Below are 20163 nucleotides of genomic sequence, written 5' to 3' on the forward strand. Positions count from 1 at the left end.
AGAACGGCCAGCACAGCCGCTCTTCTTTTGCCGTCGCACGCTAGTCTTGCTGCGAAAGCCAGGTAAAATACCGGGAGACGAGACGAATCGCGACTTCGATCGCTTCCTCGCTCGGCTCGATTTTGGCATGATGCAAGCCGTAGGGGGTATGAACGCCCAGCCAGAACAAAAAGCCGGGAATCTCTTGCAGGAAGTAGCCGAAGTCTTCTCCGGTCATCGCTTCCTTGCAGGCGATCAGCGTCACATCCTCCCCATGCTCGCGCACCCAGTCCATGAACGCTGTCGTGAGCTTTTCTTCGTTGTACACCTGGCAGTAGCCCACGCCGTAGTCAATGGATGCTGTACAGTCAAAACCGGCCTCGATCCCTTTTACTAGCGATTCAATCCTCTCCTTGACCAGAGCCATGGACTCTGTCGAGAACGTGCGAATCGTCCCTTCCAGCCGCGCCTTCTCGGCGATGATGTTTTGCTTGGTTCCGCCCTCCAGCTTGCCGATGGTCACGACAGCGGAATCGAGCGGGTCGATGTTGCGCGAAATGATGGACTGTAGCTGCGTCACCAGATGGCTCCCGGCAACTACCATGTCATTTGCTTTGTGCGGGAACGCCGCATGTCCGCCTTTTCCGACCAAATCGATGTACAATTCGGACGTGTTCGCAAACAAAATGCCCGGCTTTGTAGCAATATGCCCCACAGGGTACTCGGGAGCGATATGCAGGGCAAAAATGCAGTCGGGCCGCCAGAGCGCAAACTCTTCGCTCTCCATCATCGGCAGGGCGCCGCCTGGCCCTTCTTCCGCCGGCTGAAACAGGAACAGCAGGTGATCTGCGATCGGCTGCTGCACAAAATGCGTCAGCAGCCCGAGAGCAATCGCCATGTGCATGTCGTGTCCGCACGCATGCATATACCCTTCATGCAACGAGCGAAACGGATAGGACGTCTCCTCTGCAATCGGCAAGCCGTCCATGTCAGTCCGCCAGGCAATCGTCCGCTTCGGATTGGTTCCGGCAACCTTGACCAAAATCCCGGTGCGCCACGTCTTGATCTCCAGCCGATCTTGCGGAAGCTTCTCTAGGTAATCGAGCAAATACTTTTGCGTTTTTACCTCTTGAAAGCCCGGCTCGGGAATTTGGTGCAGATCGCGGCGAATTTGGGTAAACAAAGATGTCGTCATCGCTTACGCCTCCCCTTTTGCCCCTTGAAGCTCAGCCAGTTCCGCTGCAAAGCTTTCCAGGAAACGGTCTACGTCTTCCTTGGTCAAAGTGAGCGGCGGCAGCAAGCGAACAATCGTTTTTTGCGTCACATCCACGAGAACTCCCCGATCCAGCATGGCTTGCTGCAAGCGGCTGACCTCTTCGGGAGCAGCACTGAGCGGGATTCCCACCATCATGCCTTTGCCGCGCAGCGCCTGAAGCTGTTCCGGGAGGCGCTCACGCAGTGCTTCCAGTCCAGCCCACAGGTAGGCAATCACTTCGTCTACGCTCGCTGCAAATGCGGGATCGAGCAGTTCGTCCAGCACGACATTGCCCAAAGCAGCCGAAAGCGGAGACGGCGCAAAAGTCGTGCCGTGATCTCCCGGCTTGAACTGGTTCATCAGCTTCGTCCCGGCAATGACGCCACCGAGCGGAAGTCCGCCGCCTACTCCTTTGGCAAACAGGATCAAATCTGGCGTCACGCCTGCGTGCTCGTAGGCAAACAGTTTTCCCGTCCGTCCCATGCCTGTCTGGATTTCATCCATGGCAAACAGCATGCCTTCCTCTTGGCAAATGGTCGCCACCTCGCGCAAAAAGTCTACAGACAAAGGCACGACACCCCCGGAGCCAAGAACAGGCTCCATCAGGACGGCTGCTGGCTTTGCCTCGCGACAGATGGCGCGCAATCCGGCTGTGTCCTCCGGATCAAGCTCGTACACGGGAAAATCCGGCTGCGGAAAATCTTGATAGACGTGCGCTTGCCTGGTCAGCCGAACGGCGCCCAGCGTCCTGCCGTGAAAACTGTTGCGCAGGACGACGATCCCTTCGCGTCCCGCTCCGTCGGTCTTCGTCCATTTGTGAATCATTTTGATCGCGGACTCGGTCGCCTCTGCGCCGGAATTGGTGAAGAACACTTTTCCCGGGATCGTCTGCTCGACCAGCCGCTTGGCCAACAGGATCGCCGGCTGGTTCAAAAATACGTTGGAAATGTGCAGGAAACGTTCTCCCTGATCGCGCAGCGCCTGAACAATCCCCGGGTGGGAGTGGCCCAGCACATTGACTGCCAGGCCCGTAAACAGGTCCAAATACTTGTTGCCCGCTGTATCGTACAGGTAGTTTCCTTCCCCTTTGGCGATCGCGATAGGCAAACGTTTATAAGAAGAGACGATGTATTGTTCGTCGAGCGTACGCCAGTCCATGTGAGCTCTCTCCCCTACAGCTGACGTAGCTCCTGCTTGATCTCCGTCTTGGAGCGAGTTTTGTCGTCGATTTGTTTGATGACACGAGCAGGTGTGCCCGCAACAACCACGTATGGCGGCACATCCTCAATCACGACCGCGCCTGCTGCTACGACCGCGCCTTTTCCTACGCGAACGCCTTCGAGGATAACCGCATTGGCACCGATCACGACATCGTCTTCGACAACAACCGGCTGTGCGGAAGGCGGCTCAATAACGCCTGCAATGACAGAACCAGCGCCGATGTGGCAATTTTTCCCGATTGTACCGCGTCCACCTACAACCACGTTCATGTCGATCATCGTGCCTTCGCCAATTACCGCGCCAATATTGATCGAAGCTCCCATCATGATCACCGCGTTGTTTCCGATGGTAACCTGGTCACGGATGATCGCGCCCGGCTCGATGCGAGCCTGGATGCCTTTTGTATCGAGCAATGGAATCGCGGAATTGCGGCGGTCGCTTTCTACCACGTAGTCCTCGATTTTGTCGGCGTTTGCAGCCAAAACAGGCTCGATCTCTTTCCACTCGCCAAAGACGACGCCAGTAGAGCCAGTGATGAACGTTTTTGCGCTGGCACCGAAGTCAATGCCCTCCAGATTGCCTTTCACGTATACTTTCACAGGTGTTTTCTTTTCGCTTTTTTGAATAAACGCGATAATTTCATTTGCATCCATCATGTTCACAGGTAAATCCTCCTTTTTGGTCAAAACCTTGCCTTGTTTAAATTGACTAAAAAAAGCAATGAGTGCATTCGCTATCTCATTGCTTTCCAAACTGCCCAAGCAAATCGTAAATAGCGCTCCACAAGAAGACAATCGTCTTTTGTGACAGGATGTTCATTGTTCATGAGCCACCCCAGCCGCTGCTGTTCGAGGGGAACAACAACCGCTTCGGCGCTTTAGCCTTTCCTCCTTTTCCCGCCCCCCGGCAGATGACGAAAAGATGTACTATTCTTCGGCGCACCTCTATTTAGACTTCCAATATTATAATTTCATTTAACTCTACCAAAATCATTCCCATGTGGCAACAGCTTTATAGAAAGAAAAAAAATCATTGACAACGAGAATCATTTTCATTATCTTATTTTTGTGAGAATGATTTTCATTATCTTATTTGGAGGGTTTCAACCTTATGAGCCGCATTTTGATGGTTTACGCAAGCATGACTGGAAACACACAAGAGATTGCTGAAGCGATTGCTGAGGGTATTCGATCCACAGGAAAAGAGCTGGAGATAAAAGAAGTGATGGACGCAACAGCCAAGGAACTTGAGGACTACGATGGCATCCTGCTCGGCGCTTACACTTGGGGCGACGGCGATCTTCCGGACGAGTGCCTGGACTTCTACGAAGAGATGGACGACATCGATCTGACTGGCAAAAAAGTAGTCGCATTCGGTTCCTGCGATTCCGCTTACGAGCACGTTGGCGCTGCCGTAGATACTCTCTTGAAAAAAGCGAGCGAGCGCGGTGCGGAAACACCACTTGAAGGCTTGAAAATCGAGCTGTCCCCTACAGCGAAAGAAGTGGAAACCTGCAAGGCGTTTGGCGTTTCTTTCTCCGAATTGCTGGGCTAAGACCAGAAGGCCGCTGAAAAGAAAAAGCCTTTCCACTTAAATCAAGTCATGGTACAATGTCGATCCGACTTTTTCCAGGGAGGATTGATATCATGACGCTACATACAGAAACGGTCTATCTGCGACCTCTGGGCATGGACGACGCAGCCGAGCTTCTTGAGCTTCGGCTGCGTAATCATGCTTTTTTGCAACCTTTTGAACCGATTCGGTCGTCTTCCTTTTTGACGCTCACGGGCCAACAGGAACAAATCGCCCAGGCGGAAAAAGACTTTGCCGCTGGCACAGGCTACGCTTTTGGCGTCTTTCTGCGCGAAACGGACGACATGATCGGCCGTGTTGCCCTGTCAAACGTCGTACGCGGCGCCTGGCAAAACGCAACCATCGGTTACTTCATGGATCAAAGCTGCAACCAAAAAGGCTACACGACAGCCGCCGTCAGGCTCGCTCTCGCTTTCGCCTTTCAAGAAGCCGGTTTGCACCGCGTGCAAGCCGCTGTCATGCCTCGCAATACGGCCTCTATTCGCGTTTTGGAGAAAAACGGTTTTCGCAAGGAAGGGTTGTCCTTGCACTACTTGCAGATCAACGGCGTGTGGGAAGATCATCTGATTTTCGCGCTGACAGCCGAAGACCTGGCTTAATCACGCTGCGCTGTTTCTTGTGCCCGCAATCGCTCCAGGATTCGCCGCTTGCGGTAAAGCATTCTCCCCGCTTCGGCGACATCCTGTACGGTTGAACGATTCAAGTACGCTCCGAACAAAATACCCGCAATCGGTACCAGCTGAAACAGCTTTTTCCACCCGAAATTTTCGGTGTACGTCACGACGACCTCCCGCCAGCCTTGCAATTGCGCGATGACGTCTTTCTGCGCAGCTGGCTCGTCAAACCGGGAAAGCTCAGCCAAAATCGCTTTTTTCCCGACAATATCCGAGGAAGCAAATTGAAGACACTTGACCACGAACAGGCGCTCTCGCTTTTCTTCTGGCCGATATCCGTAGCAGAGGGCCATTTCTTGCAATACTTTCAACGAGGTGCCCAAAAGCAACGGAATGTCGATAGCCAATGTAAAAATTCCGCCGATCCCCGTCGTCGCACCTTGCACCGTGGCAAAAGTCGCCCGCGACTCTTTCAGATTAAGAGCCACTTCATCCATGAGCACAAGCGGCGCTCCTGCGACCTCTTCTGCTCGCGGCTGCCTCGAACCGGATTGCTCCTGCTCAAGCCGCTGAGCGAACTTGCTGTAAATCGCCGCATCCGAAACGAGATACGTCCCTCCCGTTTCAAGAAATGCCGCCATCTCGTCTACTGCCGTTCCCAGCTTATCCCTGACGAAATTGGGCGTTATTTTATCCAGCCAGACGAAAGGAAGCCTGCCCAGCTTTTCCCAAAACCACAAGTCGTTTTGATCTTTCTCCCATGCTTCTACCGCTGCCAGCTCCTGCTGCAAATATGCTCTCGACTCCATCTGTCCCAATCCCTCCCACACCTTTCCGCTCTTCTGTTTCTATTGCTCGCCGCGCTTTTGCTTCCATAAACACTGATTGCGAAGCAGCTGTTTGATATGCTCCCGCAACTGCTCAGGCGTGGAAAAGCGTACAAATTCCTTACTGTCTGTTACGATTCCCAGCTTCAAATGTTTCACTTGCTCCCCTTCGATGCAAAAACCGAACTGTTTCAGAATGGCGATCTGTTCACTGGTCATCTCGCTTGCCCTCCCCTTTGAGCACTTTTCCCAACAAAAACCCCCCTGCCAATTGCAAGGGGGACGTTTGCTTATTTCACTTCTACTTTCAGAGACATGGTTTCATTTCGTTCCTGGACGTTCAAGTCTTTCACGTATTTTTTGTCTTTTAGCACAAGCGAGCAAGTCTTGTACGTAAGATGGTTGGTCACCTTGATTGTGTAGACGCCTGCTTTTCCGTCGTTGTCCTCGATAATTTGCCGCAAATCGAGGGATGACATTCCCTCATCTTCGTATTCATCATCCGGGTCTGACTCGAAAAGCGCGATTTCCTGTCCTTCATAAAACACTTGAACCGTGTTGTCGGATGAAATCGTCGCTCCAACAGTCGTCTGATTGGAGCCAACTGGCGTCTCTCCGTACGTCCAGACGAGGTTCGGCATGTAGTAAGCCGTGCCGTTGCGCCCCGTTCCATCCCGCAGCTTTTTGTTTCCGCTGCGTTTTGCGTACGTAGCTTTTAGCCGCAGCTCTCTGTCATTGTCCAGCTCTGCCAAGGAATTGACTGAAATGGTCTGCCCGTCGCGATATTCCTTGCCGCGATTGTTGATCAACAGCAGCGGCGATTGGGTAGGAGCCAAGCCTGATTCATCCTTGTCGCAGGCGGGGACAGCCGGGATTGGCCGGACATCTTCAATTACTTGAATATAGCCGCACCACGACTGGCGAGGCTCCCGCTTGCTGTAATAGTTCACCTTGAGCCGGCCTGGCTTGTAGCTGGACAGCAGGAGCGCTGTATGATCCCAGTTCAGCTTCGATTCATCCACCACCACGTTGTCAACGGCCCAGAAGCCCGGCCCTTCGTCGTCTGACGCTTCACTGCCATGCTCCACATGCTCCGCCGCTGTCGCCAGCCAGATCACATGTACAGGTCTTTGGTAAAGCTTCACGGTAATATCGGACGAGGACAAATTTTCCCGCTCGACCATCATCGAGGATTGCGCATTTTGCTGCATCAGCACATCCATCGTCGCAGTTGCACTCGCTGAATCACACGAGTTGGGCGCACCGGGAACCTGAATTTTTACTTCCGTTGCTGAGCTGCCCCAGATGTTGTCAGGATTGGTTGTCTGATTCGGCTCAAAAGTGACCGTCATCGTCATTCCCGCCATCATTTCCGGAATCGCCACCTCGAAATGCTGGGAGTCGGTCAAAGTCTGTCCTGTCCCATTCGCCGACCAGCGTCCGGCAACGGGAGAATACAGCGGAACCACTCCCGGAGCCGCAGGGGCAGAGATTTGCTGGCCTTGCGAGAGCTTTTGACCATTGGCGTCCGTTCCCATGTACAGTTCCGCCATGCCGACGCGAATATTTGTCGTCCAGATGCTCATGCTCATGTCATCGGGAGTGAACACGAGATCGTATTCTCCATTTGCCAGCGTTCCCGTCGCAAAAACGGTTCCCGGTACCGCTTTAAGCTCGGCACCTGTTGCTTTGTTGGTCATTTTCCACGTTCCCGGAACCGTGCTGGCAAAATTCGTAGAGCCCATCATGCCGAAAATAACTGTCTGACGGCCGGCTGGAACTTCCTCGCCCTCAGCCTTCTCCCCTTCAAAAACGCTCGGGTAGTTTTGCGCTTCTACTTGAAAGCGCACATGCACGGTGCTTTTCTGCCCTTTGGCATCTGATACGACAAACGTGAGTGTATGCAGGCCAGCCGTCAATTTGGCAGCCGGAATGGAAAAGCGGGGAACTTGCCAACGGAACGTGCTTTGCGAAGACTGCTGTTCGGCCTGGTACTCCGGCATGGCAACACCGTCAAGCATCACCTCGCTTTTATTGAGGTTCGTGCCGCTACCATACGTCGTTTGCAGCAGGTCGATATCGAGAGGAGTATCTGGCGGAAGGATAAATTCGTCATTTTTTACCCAGTTCCACCCTCCTGAATCCTGGCCAGCCACTTGATAGTCGTTAAAGATAATCATATTGTGAACAGGCTGCGAAACGGGCTTTGCTACTTGGCTGTTTTTCTTCATAGATGTTGCAGCCCCTGCTCCCATGGCTGGCGGAGCCGATACTCCCGACAAAAAGGTGCCAGTAGCCAGACACACAAGAAGTGCTTTTACAACCCATTTTTTCACGGAATATTCTCTACCTTTCTTTGCATTCGCTGTAGTGTTTCCACTCGTCTTTCTTCGACAAAATGAGCCTAGTTTCCTGTGCCGTTTGAAAAAATTCCGCGCCATGCACATAGGTAAAAACTATTCGTTTGATCATTTTTATAGATTTGATTTATACCTATAAAACTGGTAAAACAAGAGAAAAGGAGGGAGACAGATGAGTCTCACGAATCAATGGAATGCCAAGCTCTACGATGACAAGATGAGTTTTGTGTCCGCTTATGGCAAAGGACTTTTGGAGTGGCTTTCCCCCGTGCCCGGCGAAAACATTCTCGATGTAGGCTGCGGCACCGGGGATTTGAGCGCGCAACTGGTAGAGGCTGGCGCCAAGGTGACAGGCATCGACTTTTCCGCAAGCATGATCGAGACAGCCAAACAAAAATATCCACAGATTGCCTTTTCCGTAGCCGATGCCCACTCCTATCAATCAAACGAGCTGTATGACGCTGTTTTTTCCAATGCGGCGCTGCACTGGATGAAAAAGCCGCAGGAAGTGATTCAGTCTGTCTGGCAGCTGCTCGTTCCCGGCGGACGCTTCGTTGCCGAGCTTGGCGGAAAAGGCAACTGCGAATACATCCTCCAAGCTTTGCGGATCGCATTGAGTCGGCACAATATTTCGGCAGATGAGCGCTCTCCCTGGTATTTTCCAAGCATCGGCGAGTACACTGCCCTTTTGGAAAAGCAGGGCTTCCGCGTCACACTGGCCTCCCACTTCGACAGACCAACCACCCTGCCAGATGGCGATCAGGGATTACAGCATTGGCTGGATTCCTTTTGCAGCCCTTTTTTCGCGGGACTGTCCGCGCAAGCGAGGACGGACATCCGCGAAGAGGTGACGGAGCTGCTGCGCCCGGCGCTTTTCCACGCTGGCAGCTGGGTCATGGACTACAAGCGACTGCGCTTCATCGCCCGCAAGGAAGCCACGCCAACCTCTTTGCAGCCGGATGCCAGCCGATGAAGCGAATTGCCTGCTTGCACGCGCACCATTCGAATATTGCGCTTTTAGCCGATGCCTTCGCCGCGCTCGACGTCGAACTTGTTCATTTCGTCGATCCGGGCATTCTTTTGCAAAGCACAGGAGCTGTTGCCCTTGCAATTGAGCAGGCGCACGCGAAACTGCGCGACCATTTGCAGTGGATGAGTCAATGTTCGGCAGACGCCGTGATCATCACCTGCACCCAGTACGCTTCTTACCTAACCCCAGAAGACGAGGCCAGCTTCGCGGTTCCCATTTTCACCATAGACGGCCCGCTTCTTCAGGAGCTGTCGCTTGATCCCGGTGCGAAGCTGCTTTTGTTCAGCAACCCGGCCACAGTCGAGCCGACCATGAACCGCTTGCGGAGCTACGCGCAAGCAGCCGGGAGCGATCCCGCAATCGAGCTTCACATCATCGAAAATTCGTTTGACCTGCTGATGGCAAACAGACAAGAAGCATACTGCGCCAAAATAAAGGAAGCGCTCCATCACCTTCAACTTGCCCGCCCTGGTATAGCCTTGGCAGCGGCGCAGCTGTCCATGGGTCCGGCAGTTGAGCAGTTCAGCCGCGAGACAGGCCAGCTGGTGGCTCATCCTTTGAAAAGCTTGACCTCAAACGTCTGCGAGAGACTTTCATTGACCCGCTATCGCTAAAAAAGACAACAGCCAACGCGATCCGTTTGCAAGACGGGTACACAAGGCTGTTGTCTTTTCTCGTTGCATGCTCGTGCTGTAATTCTTACATGCCTTCCGGATTCATCATCAATACTTCTTCGCCTTCATTCAGGCCATTGACAATCTCTACAAAGTCCGCGCCTTCCAGTCCGATCTCAATTTCTTTCGGTGTCGGCTCTCCAGACGACGGGTCTTTGACCATGACGGTTGCATGTCCTGCTTCCATGACCTCAACGGCATTCAGCGGCAATCGCTTCACGTTGTCTTTTTGCCCGACGTAAATATCGCAATCACCCGTCATGCCGTGCTTCATATCGGCAGCCTCGCTCAACTCCACCTTGACGGCGAAGCGAACAGACTTGTCCTCTTTTGTCCCTTCTTTCGGAAGCTCGGTGACTTTCCCTTTGAACGGCTTGTTGCCAAAAGCATTCAAGTAAACATCTACGCTTTGGCCGAGCTTGATCGCTGGAATATCCATCTCATCTACCGCAGCTACAAAGTAAACAGAGGAAGTATCCATAATAACGGCAACTGGCTCAGAACCAGGGGTTTCGCCTTCTTTGACATTCAGCTTCGTGATGACCCCGCTGATCGGCGCTTCCACTTGCTTTTTGGCGATTTCCCGCTTTTTCTGCTCCAGGTTCAGCAGCGCTTCTTTCAAGGAAAGCTCTTTGTCTTTCAGTTCCAGCTCGGAATCGGTCAAATCCATTTTGAACAAAAGCTGTCCGCTTTTGACTTCGTCTTCCTTGTCAATCTCCACTTTTCCGATCTTGCCATGCGTTCCGGCCAAAATCTCCATTTCATCCGACAATTCAAACGGAGTGGCTTGCTGACTCATGTACAGCACCCCTTTAGGGTCTGTGTACTGAACTTGCCCGATATCTCCTGCGTAGAGTGCACCCGGCTTCTTGACCAGCACTTCGACGTCGTGAACGCCACCCACGCCTTTTTCCTTTTTCCCGATCTTGTCGACCTTCGTCACCACTCCATCCACATAATAGAGGGAGGCGGTGACAAACACCTTCACAGGCTGGCCGACGCGGAACTGATCCGCTTCAAACGCCGTAAACTTCCCGACAATTTTCAAATTGTCGGTGTTGACCAGCTTCGCTACAACCGTGTCAGGAGTAACCGAGTCTCCTTCTTTCACGAGCAGCTCTTTCACCTTCCCGGCTTTGTTGGAGACAATCCGGTCTTTCTTGTTTTTCAGCTCACTCAACTCTTTTTGCGAGCGGGTGATCCCCAGCTCCAGCTTTTGCAATTCAAGCTGGGCGTCCATGCTGTCTACGGTAAACAGCACGTCGCCTTTTTTCACCGCTTGTCCTTCTTTCACGAGCAGTTTCTGCACCTTGCCGCTGCTCTCGGACCGGACTTCCTCACGCGCTTTTGCTTCCACGGTCCCGGAAGAGAAAATCGTTTTCTTCACTTCCCCTACATCTACGACAGCCGTCGGGAAGGAAGGCTCTTCTGCCGGCGGTTCTTCTGCCACCGTGTTTTGCGACTGGTAGTATGCGTAGCCACCGTAGCCGCCCCCTCCCAGAACGACCACGATTGCTGCCAGTATGATCCATTTTTTCTTGTTCATCTTCGTTCCCCACATTTCTTATTCTGATCGAATCGCTTGAAGTGCGCTTAAACGGGAAGCCCGAATAGCCGGGAAAATCCCTGCGAGCAAACCGATAACAAAGGAGAAGCCGATGGCAAACAGTGCCAGCCAGGCTGGAATGACTGCCAATTTGCTCGGTTCGCCTTCCGGTCCGCCTCCGCCATACCCCATGTTCAAACTGTCCATGATGCCGCCCGAGGCTCCGAAATAATTCACCAGTTCTACAGCGCCCCAGGCCATGCCAAGCCCGGCCAATCCACCGATCAGACCGATAAAGCCCGACTCCATCAGGAACAGCCAGCGAATGTTGAATACCGTTGCGCCAATCACTTTCATGATGCCGATTTCTTTCGTTCGCTCCAAAATCGACATGATCATCGTATTGACGATCCCGATCGTGGCTACCAGCAAGGAGATCGCCGCGATACCGCCCAAGACCATCTGAATCACGAAGAAAAATTTGTTGATCGTTTCCAGCTCGCGCGCTGGCGACCAGACTTCGTAGCCTTTTTCTTTCAAGGCTTTGACGACGCTCTCTACCTGCTCGCGCGATTCCACCTTGACGGTCATCTGGTCAAATTCGAACGTGTCTTTCTTCGCTTGCTCGCGCGTACGGCGCGGTGAGCCTTCATCGCTCTCGTTGCCCCGGCTGCGGTTGACCCAATCGTTCAGCTCTTTGACGACACTGAGCGGCACGTACACAGCGCTGGAGTATCGGAAGTTTTCCGATTTGCGCAACTGTCCGACGACTCTCACCCGCAGTTCTTTTTTCTCAAACTTCGGTTCGTCGTCGATGCGGTATTCCCGCGTCAAAACGAGTGTGGCCGCTTTGTCGACGATGTTGAAGGCTGCTCCCTCGCCACCGCCGCCCATCATATCCGGCGGCATGTCGGACTGCCTGCCGCCTCCGGAATTTCGTCTGCGCGCCTCGCGTTTTTCTTTTTCCACATCGCGCATTTCTCTTGGAACATCGTATGCCACAACAACTTCCTGCGGAGAGCCTGTCAAATAGTTCCCTTTTTCCACATCGTTTTTCCGGTAGGCAGCCGATTCATTCACGTCTACCCCTACCAGCTCCACGTAGCCCTCGCGCCTGCCTACTTTGAGCTTCGCCTGCTCGTTCAGCCGCTTGACGGGCATGACGCTGGCGATTCCCGGGATCTTTTTCAGTTCTTGCACGGCTTCCATGTTCAGCCTCTTGCGCTGGTCATCCGGGATCGGCTCGTCCTTTTCCTGATTGTAATACATCGGCTCGACGTCCATTTCCGTCAGGTTCCCGAAGTTTTCCAAGCTTTTCACAGCGCTTTCCTTCAGGCCCAGACTGAGCGCCATCATGGCGACAATGGCCGCCGTTCCGATCATTACACCGACGGACGTCAGAGCCGTCCGCAGCTTCATTCGCCACAGATTTCTCCAGACGATGCGAAACGAATCTATTACCTTCACAATATGTTCACCTCATACCCTCGCCTACGCTGGTCTCGTCCTTTTTTGTACAACCCGGCCGTCTTGCAAGTAAATCACGCGGTCGGACTGTTCTGCTACTTCCTGCTCATGGGTAACGATGATGAACGTAGTCCCATTTTCCTTGTTCATTTCCCTCATAAGATGAAGGATTTCTTGCTCCGTCTTCGAATCGAGGTTCCCCGTCGGTTCGTCAGCCAAAATGATATCCGGCTGGTTGACCAGCGCTCTCGCAATACTGACACGCTGCTGCTGACCACCGCTCAGCTCGTTTGGACGGTGATGAATCCGCCCATCCAGCCCGACGCGATTCAAAATCTCCGTCGCTTTCGCCCGACGCTTCTTGACGCTTTCGCCCGCGAAGATCAGCGGAAGCTCCACGTTTTCCAGCGCAGTCAGGTTGGGCAGCAAATTGTACGACTGGAAAATGAAGCCCATGTTTTTGCGCCGAAACAGACATAACTGGTTTTCGCTAAACTTGGAGATCTCCTCTCCGCTTACCGTCACGCTTCCTTCTTCCGGCTTGGTCAGGCCCGCGAGCAGATTCAGCAGTGTGGACTTCCCTGAACCGGACGAACCGCACAGAGCCACAAACTCGCCGCGGTTGATGTGCAGGTTAATATCAAACAGTACGGGCACCCTGAGTTTCCCTGTTCCGTAGCTGTGATTGACCCCGGTTACTGTCAGCTCTCCTTTTGTGTTGGCCATCTTTTACAGCACCTCATTCGTTCATTTCTCATACTAAAGACGCAAAAACGTTCAAAACGTAACGGCTTTTTGAAAAACAATTTTTCCCTTGTTTTGTTACAAAAAAGATGCAAGATCTTCAAAATCATGTAACAAACGCGTAACCAACTGCTGCCAAATCCGTACTACAATAAGAGAGTGAAGAAAACACGGAGGGTCGATGACCGATGACAATCTACCGCTTTTTATTTGAAACCGCAACGCGCAGATGGGTGGAAATCATCAAGGCACCAAGCATGTTTGAAGCAGCGAAGCAAGCCAAACAGCTCGCTACCAAGCGCTCCCGCACTCTGTCCACGCCAATCAGCTTTTCCTTCCACCACGCTGCTTCCAATTAATTGCATACACACATCTGCAACCGCTCCTCATCTCGGGGAAGCGGTTTTTTATTTGTGGAGATATTATTGACATCGCCGTTTTTTTCCTCTTAATATAGAGGGAGACATTACAGTGCATGACAGTAAAGATCTGCATTCACTTCGCTGCTGCACATAAGGGAGATAATCAAAATGACCATGAAAAAAGCACTCACGATTGCAGGCTCCGATACCAGCGGCGGAGCTGGACAACAAGCAGACCTCAAAACGTTTCAGGAGCTTGGCGTATTCGGATTGACAGCGCTTACTGTCATCGTGGCCCAAGACCCGCACAACAACTGGAACCATGAAGTGTTTCCGATCGATGTGGCCATCCTCGAAAAGCAGATCGAGACGGTACTGGCCGGAATCGGCGTAGACGCAGCAAAAACGGGCATGCTCGGTACAACCGAACTGGTAGAGCTTGCTAGCCGCAAAATAGAACAATACCAATTGAAAAACGTTGTCGTTGACCCGGTGATGATCTGTAAAGGCGCTGAAGCGCTCCACCCGGAAATCGCCATCAGCTTGCGTGAAGTTCTGCTTCCGCGTGCGACTGTGGCAACCCCGAACTTGTTCGAGGCGGGCATCCTCAGTGAGATGGGCGCGCTGAAAAGCGTTGATGATATGAAAGAAGCGGCAAAACGCATTCATGACTTCGGCACCGCTTACGTTGTCGTAAAAGGCGGCACCAAGCTGGAAGGCGGCCATGCCGTCGACGTTTTCTATGACGGCCAATCCGTTGAAGTGCTTGAGTCCGAGCGCATTGACACTACGTTTACACACGGAGCAGGCTGCACATTCTCGGCTGCGATTTGTGCCGAGCTGGCAAAAGGCAACTCCGTGCGCGGAGCCGTTGCTGTCGCGAAAGATTTCATTACAGAAGCGATTCGCCACTCCTTTGCCCTCAATCAGTACGTCGGTCCAACCGACCATGGCGCGTATCGCCGCAAACAGCAAGCCTAAGCTTTTGCGCAAACAAAAAACTCCTGACCGGACGAAGCATATGCCTCGGAACTGGTCAGGAGTTTTTTTCGTTCACGTTCACGCCTGCTTTTTGATCGCCACTTCCTGTTTGATCGGAGCAGCGGCCGGTTTTTTGCGCATCGAGCTTGCGGTAAAAATGATCAGCGCAGACCAGATGCAGGCAAAACTGATCAAATGCGTGGTTGTAAACGGTTCTTTATAAAGGAAGACGGCCGTGAGCAAAGAAATCGTCGGAGACAAATACTGGATGAAGCCGACAATCGACAGCGGCAAGCGCACGGCAGCCTGCGCAAACCAGTACAGCGGCATCGCAGTCGCAACTCCTGCGAGCGCAAGCAGCAACATTTGCCACCAGGCGAGAGTCGCGATCGTCTCCGTTCCGTTCGCCTGGAGCATAAGCAAATAGCCGAGAGCGATTGGAGCGACAAACAAAGTCTCCCAGGCAAGCCCGATCATCGCTTCTTGCTTTACGAGCTTTTTCGCCAGACCGTAAAATGCGAACGTCACGGCTAAAGAGAGCGCGATCCACGGAACTTCGCCGTATTGAAAGGTGACAAACAGGACGCCACAGGCTGCCAGAATGAGCGCAACCCACTGCCCTGCGTGCATTTTTTCTTTTAAAAAGATGACGCCGAGCAACACGGTAAACAACGGGTTCATGTAATAGCCGAGGCTTGTTTGCATGATCTGGTTGTTATTGACCGCCCAAATGTAAATCAGCCAGTTCGCACTGATCAGAAGCGAACAAATGGCAAGAGCCGCGAACATCTTCCCCCCGGTTACCGAGCCCCACATCGTCTTCCAGCGTTTCGTTACCTGAATAATGATTGCGACAAAAAGAACGGACCAGACGATGCGGTGAGCGAGGATTTCCCATGCACCCATTGACTGAAACAGCTTCCAGTACAGAGGGAGCAAACCCCATGCAAAATACGCCGCAACCGCATAAAAGATCCCCTGTTTCATTTTTTCTGCCTCCACCGAGTTTGCCATGTGCCACACATATAGAGTAGTGTACCGGAATTGCCGCCAAACGGCTATGTATTCATGCTCAATATAAGCGTTTCAGATACTTTCCTTCGCTACCATAGTAGTGAGTTACCTAGATAGTTGATTACCTCAGTAACACAATAAAGCAAAGCTAAATTTTTCATTGTACCATTTTTCTTACTGGTGTACAATAGGCATTATTCAACCGAGTTTAGTCATAAGAAAGGAATTTTTACCTATGACATACTGGCGTTCTGTTCTGTTCGTTTTGTTTGGCGCATGCAGCTATGGCGTGTTGTCGCTGTTCATGAAACACGCATTTGCCCTGGGCTTCACTCCCTATGAAATGAGCGGAAGTCAACTGGTTTTCGGCGGCTTGATCATGATTGTGGCGGCCTTGTTCTTCTCGCGGGAACGATTCCAGTTCAAATACTTGCTGATCCTCGCGCCTGTCAGTCTGATGATGGCTTCTACCAGCATTTTTTACCATCAGGCTGTCAGCCGCGTGTCTGCTTCGCTCGCGATCGTCCTGTTGTTCCAATTCACCTGGATCGGGGTTTTGCTCGAATCTGTGGTCGATCGCAAGTGGCCGTCAGCTGCCAAATGGGTTTCGCTGCTCATGCTGGGAGGCGGAACGGTGCTCGCCAGCGGGCTTAGCGAAGGCGGCTTGCAAAACGTGAGCGTCACTGGCCTGATTTACGGACTGCTGTCTGGCGCTACCTTTGCCCTGGTCATTTTCTTCAGCGGCCGCGTCCTGCCCGGCATGAATCCTTACTTGCGCAGCGCGATTACGATCAGCATGGCTGCCGTCATGTTGTCCATCGTCTATCCGCCAACGTTTTTGCTCAACGGACGCCTGCTGGAAGGTCTGCTGCCGCTCGGCTTGCTGGTCGCTGTATTCGGCTCCGTCATCCCGATCTTTTGTCTGGCTGTAGGCGTACCCCGGATCGGCAACGGGCTTGCGACGATTTTGAGCGCAGTCGAATTGCCGACGGTCGTTCTCTTGTCCAGCTTCGTGTTGCATGAAACAGTTACTCTCTCCCAGTGGAGCGGCGTTCTGATGATCCTGGCTGCCATCTGCGTGCCGCAAATCAAATGGCGCAAACTGTTTGCTCCGTCACATGTCCTGGAGAAAAAAGGAATGTAACCGAAAAAGCGTGTCAGTCCACCGGGGACTCGGCACGCTTTTTTCTGTGAAACACGTCTCGACGTTTTGCATGAACGGGGATGTGAGCGCTTGCGGTTAACAGTTCTCTCTCTTTTCTAGCTGATAGGAAATCGGGGTGGTCGCATGGAATGGTATGAAGAGATTGCGATTCCTACATGAAGGAGGCTTGTGAAAAGATGACGCTTGCCGTTATGCCGATTTTTCGCATTTTTGACGAAGCAAAAGCGAAGGAATTTTACGTCGACTTTCTCGGATTTCAGGTCGATTGGGAGCATCGCTATGAGGACAATTTTCCGCTGTACATGCAAGTCTCCTCGCCTGACTGCGTGCTGCATCTGACTGAGCATCACGGAGATGCGTGCCCGGGTGCGGCGATCCGCGTGCAGGTCGAGGACATCGAGCTGCTTCACCAGACACTGGCTGGCAAGTCGTACAAATACGCCCGGCCGGGTTTGGAAAAGACGTCATGGGGAACGCATGAAGTGTCTGTGACAGACCCTTTTGGCAACCGGATTCACTTTTTCCAGCCGCATCCTTTTCCGTAAGCTGGGAGAAGCTGTTTCCCGCGAAAAGACGAGAACACAAAAAAGCCCAGCCAGGCTCGTGCAAGAACCTGCTGGGCTTTTCCCTTTTGCTGTATGGGGCGATCGATGGGACTTGAACCCACGAGTGCCGGAGCCACAATCCGGTGCGTTAACCCCTTCGCCACGACCGCCATGGACACAATCAGATCAGGTAGCGGCGGAGGGAATCGAACCCCCGACCTTTCGGGTATGAACCGAACGCTCTAACCAGCTGAGCTACACCGCCAAACGCTATGGAGCGGGTGATGGGAATCGAACCCACGCGACCAGCTTGGAAGGCTGGAGTTCTACCATTGAACTACACCCGCAAAACAAAGGCACGTCCACTCGCACGCTTCTGCGACCTACTCGCCAGCGCAAGTGGCTTTGCGAACTTCTGGCTCATCTTTGCGCCCAGAGGTTCTTTTCTGCATTTTATTGTAACACACGTGAAATTAAAGTCAAGAATAGCGAAAATAGACCCGCAAGACCCGTAACCCGTAGCCAAGCCCGCTTTTGTTACGAGTCCTGTGGAGCAACAGCGCACAGCAAGCTGTGCCGAAACATTCAGACAGAATCGGCCTGAGGAACGATCCGGTACACACAGCGATTATGCCCAGCCAAAATATGTTCGTCCCGCGTTATCGTCAAGCCAGCGCCGAGCACGGCCTGAAACATCTCCAGTTCCTTGTTGCACAAGCCGGAACAGGCCCTTGCCGCCTCGCAGATCGGACAGTGCTTCTCGACAAAATAAAACGAGCCGTCTTCGTTGGCAATGATCTCTGCCATATAGCCTTCATCCGTCCGCGATTTGGCCAAAGCAAGCAATTTTTCCTGCAACGGCAAGCTAAGCGGCGCCTTGCTCTGATAGTCCAGCACTTGCTTGCGGTTGCGAATTTCAATCAGCTTCTCCAAGCCTTCCTCGCCGAAAGCTTCCTTCATCGATTCGATCAAGCTGACAGTCAAATCGGCATAGCCGTCCGGAAACAGGCGGTTTGCCTCAGAGGTCAACGCCCACATTTTGGCCGGTCGGCCCATTGAGCGCGGTTCCTCGGAAAAAGTGACGAGCCTTTGCTCTTGCAGGTCGTATAAATGCTGCCGCACCGCCATGGCGGTCACCCCCAGCTCGCTCGCCAGCTGATTGGCGTCCATGGCGCCGTTTTGCTTGAGCAGATTGATGATCGACCGCCTCGTTCTTTCTGCCCCGTCTTTTGCATTTGTGTTCGACTTTTTCAATCCCATCACCTTCAAAATTCGGACTGTCTAGATTATAAAGAAAAATATTGACAAAGTCAAAGCACAGGTATAATTTGTTAATTAAAGAAATTTCTTTACAAAGTATCCGGATACTTGGCCGCTCTGTTTACAATCCGCGAAGGAAGGTGACCAGCTTGTCTGCACAAAGCATTTTTGGCCCGCGTTATCTTGCTTTATCGATTGGGATCATTTTGTCAGCGATGGCGATCGGTTTCGAAGGATTGGCCGTCACAACAGTCGCTCCGGTCATTGCTGGCGATTTGCAAGGGATTCATTTGTTCGGCTGGATATTCAGCGCTTATTTGCTGGCGCAAATTGTCGGTACGCTCGTGGTCGGCCGTCAGATTGACCGAAAAGGGCCTGCCCTGCTTTTCACCATCGCTGTCGCTTTGTTCGCGCTCGGACTCGTCGCAGCCGCCATCGCTTCCAACATGTACGTCATGATCGGTTCGCGCGTCTTGCAAGGCTTCGGTGCGGGAGCCATGTACACTTGCATGTACACGGCCATCTCGCTGAGTTATCCCGATGAACTTCGCGCCAAAATATTGGGTTCACTAGGCACTGCTTACGTGCTCCCCTCCATGCTCGGGCCCTATGTAGCCGGATTGATTGCCGAACACTTTTCGTGGCGATTCGTCTTTTGGGGCGTGCTGCCTTTCATGCTTCTTGCCGTGCTTCTCACGCTGCCTGCCTTCCGCAAGCTGACGATCCCCGCTGTTCCAGCGAAAGACGAATCCGGCGTGGTCGGCCTGTCTGTGCTGCTCGCGGTCGGAACCGGGCTGTTTTTGAGCGGACTTGGCATGCTGCCGCAAGCATGGGGAGTCGCGCTCATCATCGTGGGCCTCGCTTTGATGGTTCAACCTCTCCGCAAGCTGCTGCCCTCAGGAACCTTTACTTTTCAAACTGGCTTGTCGGCTCTGCTCGCTTCCCGCGGACTCTTTTTCGCCGCCTATGTCTGCACGCAAAATTTTCTCGTGCTCGCTTTGACAAAAACGAAAGGGCTTGCTCCGGACAAAGCGGGGCTGATCGTGGCAAGCGCGGCGTTCAGCTGGTGCATCGTGGCGATTTTGCAGGCTCGCTGGGACGCAGCCGATCAAGGTCGCGGACGCTCGAAGCGAATCACGCTCGGGATTTTGCTGATGCTTGTCGGGATCGGCGTCATGCTGTGGGTGCCATCCCTGACGATTGCGATGGCGGTGATCGGGGAAGTCATCATCGGGATCGGCATCGGATTGGCGCATACCGTAAGCGGAACAGTCGCCTTCACTCTGGTCAGGGAAGGGGAAGCTGGTCAAGTATCTGGCAACCTGCAATTCGCGGACTCCTTTACCCCCGGCGTGGCGGTCGGGATCGGCGGAGCCGTAGTCGCCATGAGCCAAACCGCCGGAATGTCCATGGCCGCAGGAGTTACAATCGCCATGGCCTTTAACCTCGCGCTGATTTTGCTCAGTTTGGTGGCGAATGCGCGAACCAGGCAAAGTCAACCAAGCAAACAGACATCTGCCTAGCCT

General features: G+C 53.0%; 20 protein-coding genes, 3 tRNA genes and 1 riboswitch. Of the genes, 9 read left to right on the plus strand and 14 right to left on the minus strand.

The features are described 5' to 3' along the window. Positions 1–40: 40 nt before the first annotated feature. The 3 genes from HP435_RS18500 to dapD are packed head-to-tail and all read right to left on the minus strand — an operon-like array spanning position 41 to position 3117. Positions 41–1174, minus strand: a complete 1134-nt coding sequence (locus HP435_RS18500; RefSeq protein WP_173597013.1) for an N-acetyldiaminopimelate deacetylase — start codon at positions 1172–1174, stop codon at positions 41–43. A gap of 3 nt (positions 1175–1177) precedes the next feature. Continuing rightward, positions 1178–2392, minus strand: a complete 1215-nt coding sequence (locus HP435_RS18505; protein WP_173599298.1) for an aspartate aminotransferase family protein — start codon at positions 2390–2392, stop codon at positions 1178–1180. A 14-nt stretch (positions 2393–2406) separates the two neighbouring features. After that, a complete protein-coding gene (gene dapD / locus HP435_RS18510) occupies positions 2407–3117 on the minus strand; it encodes a 2,3,4,5-tetrahydropyridine-2,6-dicarboxylate N-acetyltransferase (RefSeq protein WP_173597011.1) in 711 nt (236 codons plus the stop codon). Positions 3118–3220: 103 nt separating this feature from the next. Further along, a riboswitch (Lysine riboswitch) is annotated at positions 3221–3410 on the minus strand. A gap of 155 nt (positions 3411–3565) precedes the next feature. On the opposite strand from dapD, the gene HP435_RS18515 reads away from it, so the two are divergent. Together HP435_RS18515 and HP435_RS18520 are read left to right on the plus strand one after the other, a co-directional pair. Beyond that, positions 3566–4009, plus strand: a complete 444-nt coding sequence (locus HP435_RS18515; RefSeq protein ID WP_063229726.1) for a flavodoxin — start codon at positions 3566–3568, stop codon at positions 4007–4009. A 92-nt stretch (positions 4010–4101) separates the two neighbouring features. Further along, positions 4102–4647 carry a GNAT family N-acetyltransferase gene (locus HP435_RS18520; RefSeq protein WP_173597010.1) on the plus strand — a complete coding sequence of 182 codons (546 nt, stop codon included), beginning with the start codon at positions 4102–4104 and terminating at the stop codon, positions 4645–4647. Here HP435_RS18520 and HP435_RS18525 read toward each other — a convergent pair. The 3 genes from HP435_RS18525 to HP435_RS18535 all read right to left on the minus strand — a co-directional run bounded on the left by HP435_RS18525 (position 4644) and on the right by HP435_RS18535 (position 7825). Further along, positions 4644–5471 (minus strand): EcsC family protein, encoded by an 828-nt coding sequence (locus HP435_RS18525; protein WP_173599299.1) that lies wholly within the window; start codon positions 5469–5471, stop codon positions 4644–4646. The two genes, HP435_RS18520 and HP435_RS18525, sit on opposite strands and share 4 nt — an antisense overlap. Positions 5472–5510: 39 nt before the next feature. Then, positions 5511–5708, minus strand: a complete 198-nt coding sequence (locus tag HP435_RS18530; protein WP_173599300.1) for a hypothetical protein — start codon at positions 5706–5708, stop codon at positions 5511–5513. Between the two features lie 71 nt (positions 5709–5779). After that, positions 5780–7825 carry a hypothetical protein gene (locus HP435_RS18535; RefSeq protein WP_173597008.1) on the minus strand — a complete coding sequence of 682 codons (2046 nt, stop codon included), beginning with the start codon at positions 7823–7825 and terminating at the stop codon, positions 5780–5782. A 196-nt stretch (positions 7826–8021) separates the two neighbouring features. Between HP435_RS18535 and HP435_RS18540 the strand changes: the two genes are divergently transcribed. Next, positions 8022–8822 carry a class I SAM-dependent methyltransferase gene (locus HP435_RS18540; protein WP_122964938.1) on the plus strand — a complete coding sequence of 267 codons (801 nt, stop codon included), beginning with the start codon at positions 8022–8024 and terminating at the stop codon, positions 8820–8822. Next, positions 8819–9493, plus strand: coding sequence for a hypothetical protein (locus HP435_RS18545; RefSeq protein ID WP_173599301.1), 675 nt, complete (start codon positions 8819–8821; stop codon positions 9491–9493). Before HP435_RS18540 ends, HP435_RS18545 begins: the two co-directional genes overlap by 4 nt. 85 nt (positions 9494–9578) lie before the next feature. Here HP435_RS18545 and HP435_RS18550 read toward each other — a convergent pair whose 3' ends face one another. The 3 genes from HP435_RS18550 to HP435_RS18560 are packed head-to-tail and all read right to left on the minus strand — an operon-like array spanning position 9579 to position 13292. Continuing rightward, on the minus strand, positions 9579–11099 hold the full coding sequence (locus tag HP435_RS18550) for an HlyD family secretion protein (protein ID WP_173597005.1): 1521 nt from the start codon (positions 11097–11099) through the stop codon (positions 9579–9581). Positions 11100–11117: 18 nt separating this feature from the next. Further along, the gene (locus tag HP435_RS18555; protein ID WP_122964935.1) at positions 11118–12566 is read right to left on the minus strand and encodes an ABC transporter permease; all 1449 of its coding nucleotides are present in this window, start codon (positions 12564–12566) and stop codon (positions 11118–11120) included. 24 nt (positions 12567–12590) lie between these two features. After that, entirely contained in the window at positions 12591–13292 is a 702-nt protein-coding gene (locus HP435_RS18560; protein WP_122964934.1) for an ABC transporter ATP-binding protein, read from the minus strand. A gap of 206 nt (positions 13293–13498) precedes the next feature. Between HP435_RS18560 and HP435_RS18565 the strand changes: the two genes are divergently transcribed. Further along, on the plus strand, positions 13499–13669 hold the full coding sequence (locus tag HP435_RS18565) for a hypothetical protein (protein WP_167470319.1): 171 nt from the start codon (positions 13499–13501) through the stop codon (positions 13667–13669). Between the two features lie 171 nt (positions 13670–13840). Continuing rightward, the gene (pdxK, locus tag HP435_RS18570) at positions 13841–14653 is read left to right on the plus strand and encodes a pyridoxine/pyridoxal/pyridoxamine kinase (protein ID WP_122964933.1); all 813 of its coding nucleotides are present in this window, start codon (positions 13841–13843) and stop codon (positions 14651–14653) included. Between the two features lie 78 nt (positions 14654–14731). Here pdxK and rarD read toward each other — a convergent pair whose 3' ends face one another. Beyond that, positions 14732–15640, minus strand: a complete 909-nt coding sequence (rarD, locus tag HP435_RS18575) for an EamA family transporter RarD (RefSeq protein WP_173599302.1) — start codon at positions 15638–15640, stop codon at positions 14732–14734. A 262-nt stretch (positions 15641–15902) separates the two neighbouring features. Between rarD and HP435_RS18580 the strand changes: the two genes are divergently transcribed. Both HP435_RS18580 and HP435_RS18585 read left to right on the plus strand, forming a co-directional pair. Further along, the gene (locus HP435_RS18580; protein WP_122964931.1) at positions 15903–16811 is read left to right on the plus strand and encodes an EamA family transporter; all 909 of its coding nucleotides are present in this window, start codon (positions 15903–15905) and stop codon (positions 16809–16811) included. Between the two features lie 197 nt (positions 16812–17008). Beyond that, the gene (locus tag HP435_RS18585) at positions 17009–17377 is read left to right on the plus strand and encodes a glyoxalase superfamily protein (RefSeq protein WP_122964930.1); all 369 of its coding nucleotides are present in this window, start codon (positions 17009–17011) and stop codon (positions 17375–17377) included. Positions 17378–17471: 94 nt separating this feature from the next. On the opposite strand, the gene HP435_RS18590 is transcribed toward HP435_RS18585, so the two are convergent. From HP435_RS18590 to HP435_RS18605, 4 genes are all read right to left on the minus strand, one after another. Next, a tRNA-His gene (locus tag HP435_RS18590) sits at positions 17472–17547 on the minus strand. A gap of 21 nt (positions 17548–17568) precedes the next feature. Further along, positions 17569–17642 (minus strand) — tRNA-Met (locus tag HP435_RS18595). Positions 17643–17650: 8 nt separating this feature from the next. Further along, positions 17651–17724: transfer RNA gene (locus HP435_RS18600), tRNA-Gly, on the minus strand. Positions 17725–17962: 238 nt separating this feature from the next. Continuing rightward, complete coding sequence (locus tag HP435_RS18605) at positions 17963–18631, minus strand: helix-turn-helix transcriptional regulator (protein WP_122964929.1); 669 nt, start codon at positions 18629–18631, stop codon at positions 17963–17965. A gap of 146 nt (positions 18632–18777) precedes the next feature. Here HP435_RS18605 and HP435_RS18610 point away from each other — a divergent pair, with 146 nt between their 5' ends. After that, positions 18778–20160 carry an MFS transporter gene (locus tag HP435_RS18610; protein ID WP_328139757.1) on the plus strand — a complete coding sequence of 461 codons (1383 nt, stop codon included), beginning with the start codon at positions 18778–18780 and terminating at the stop codon, positions 20158–20160. Positions 20161–20163 lie beyond the last annotated feature (3 nt).

The sequence above is a fragment of the Brevibacillus sp. HD3.3A genome, from assembly GCF_013284375.2.
GTDB classification, from domain to species: domain Bacteria; phylum Bacillota; class Bacilli; order Brevibacillales; family Brevibacillaceae; genus Brevibacillus; species Brevibacillus parabrevis.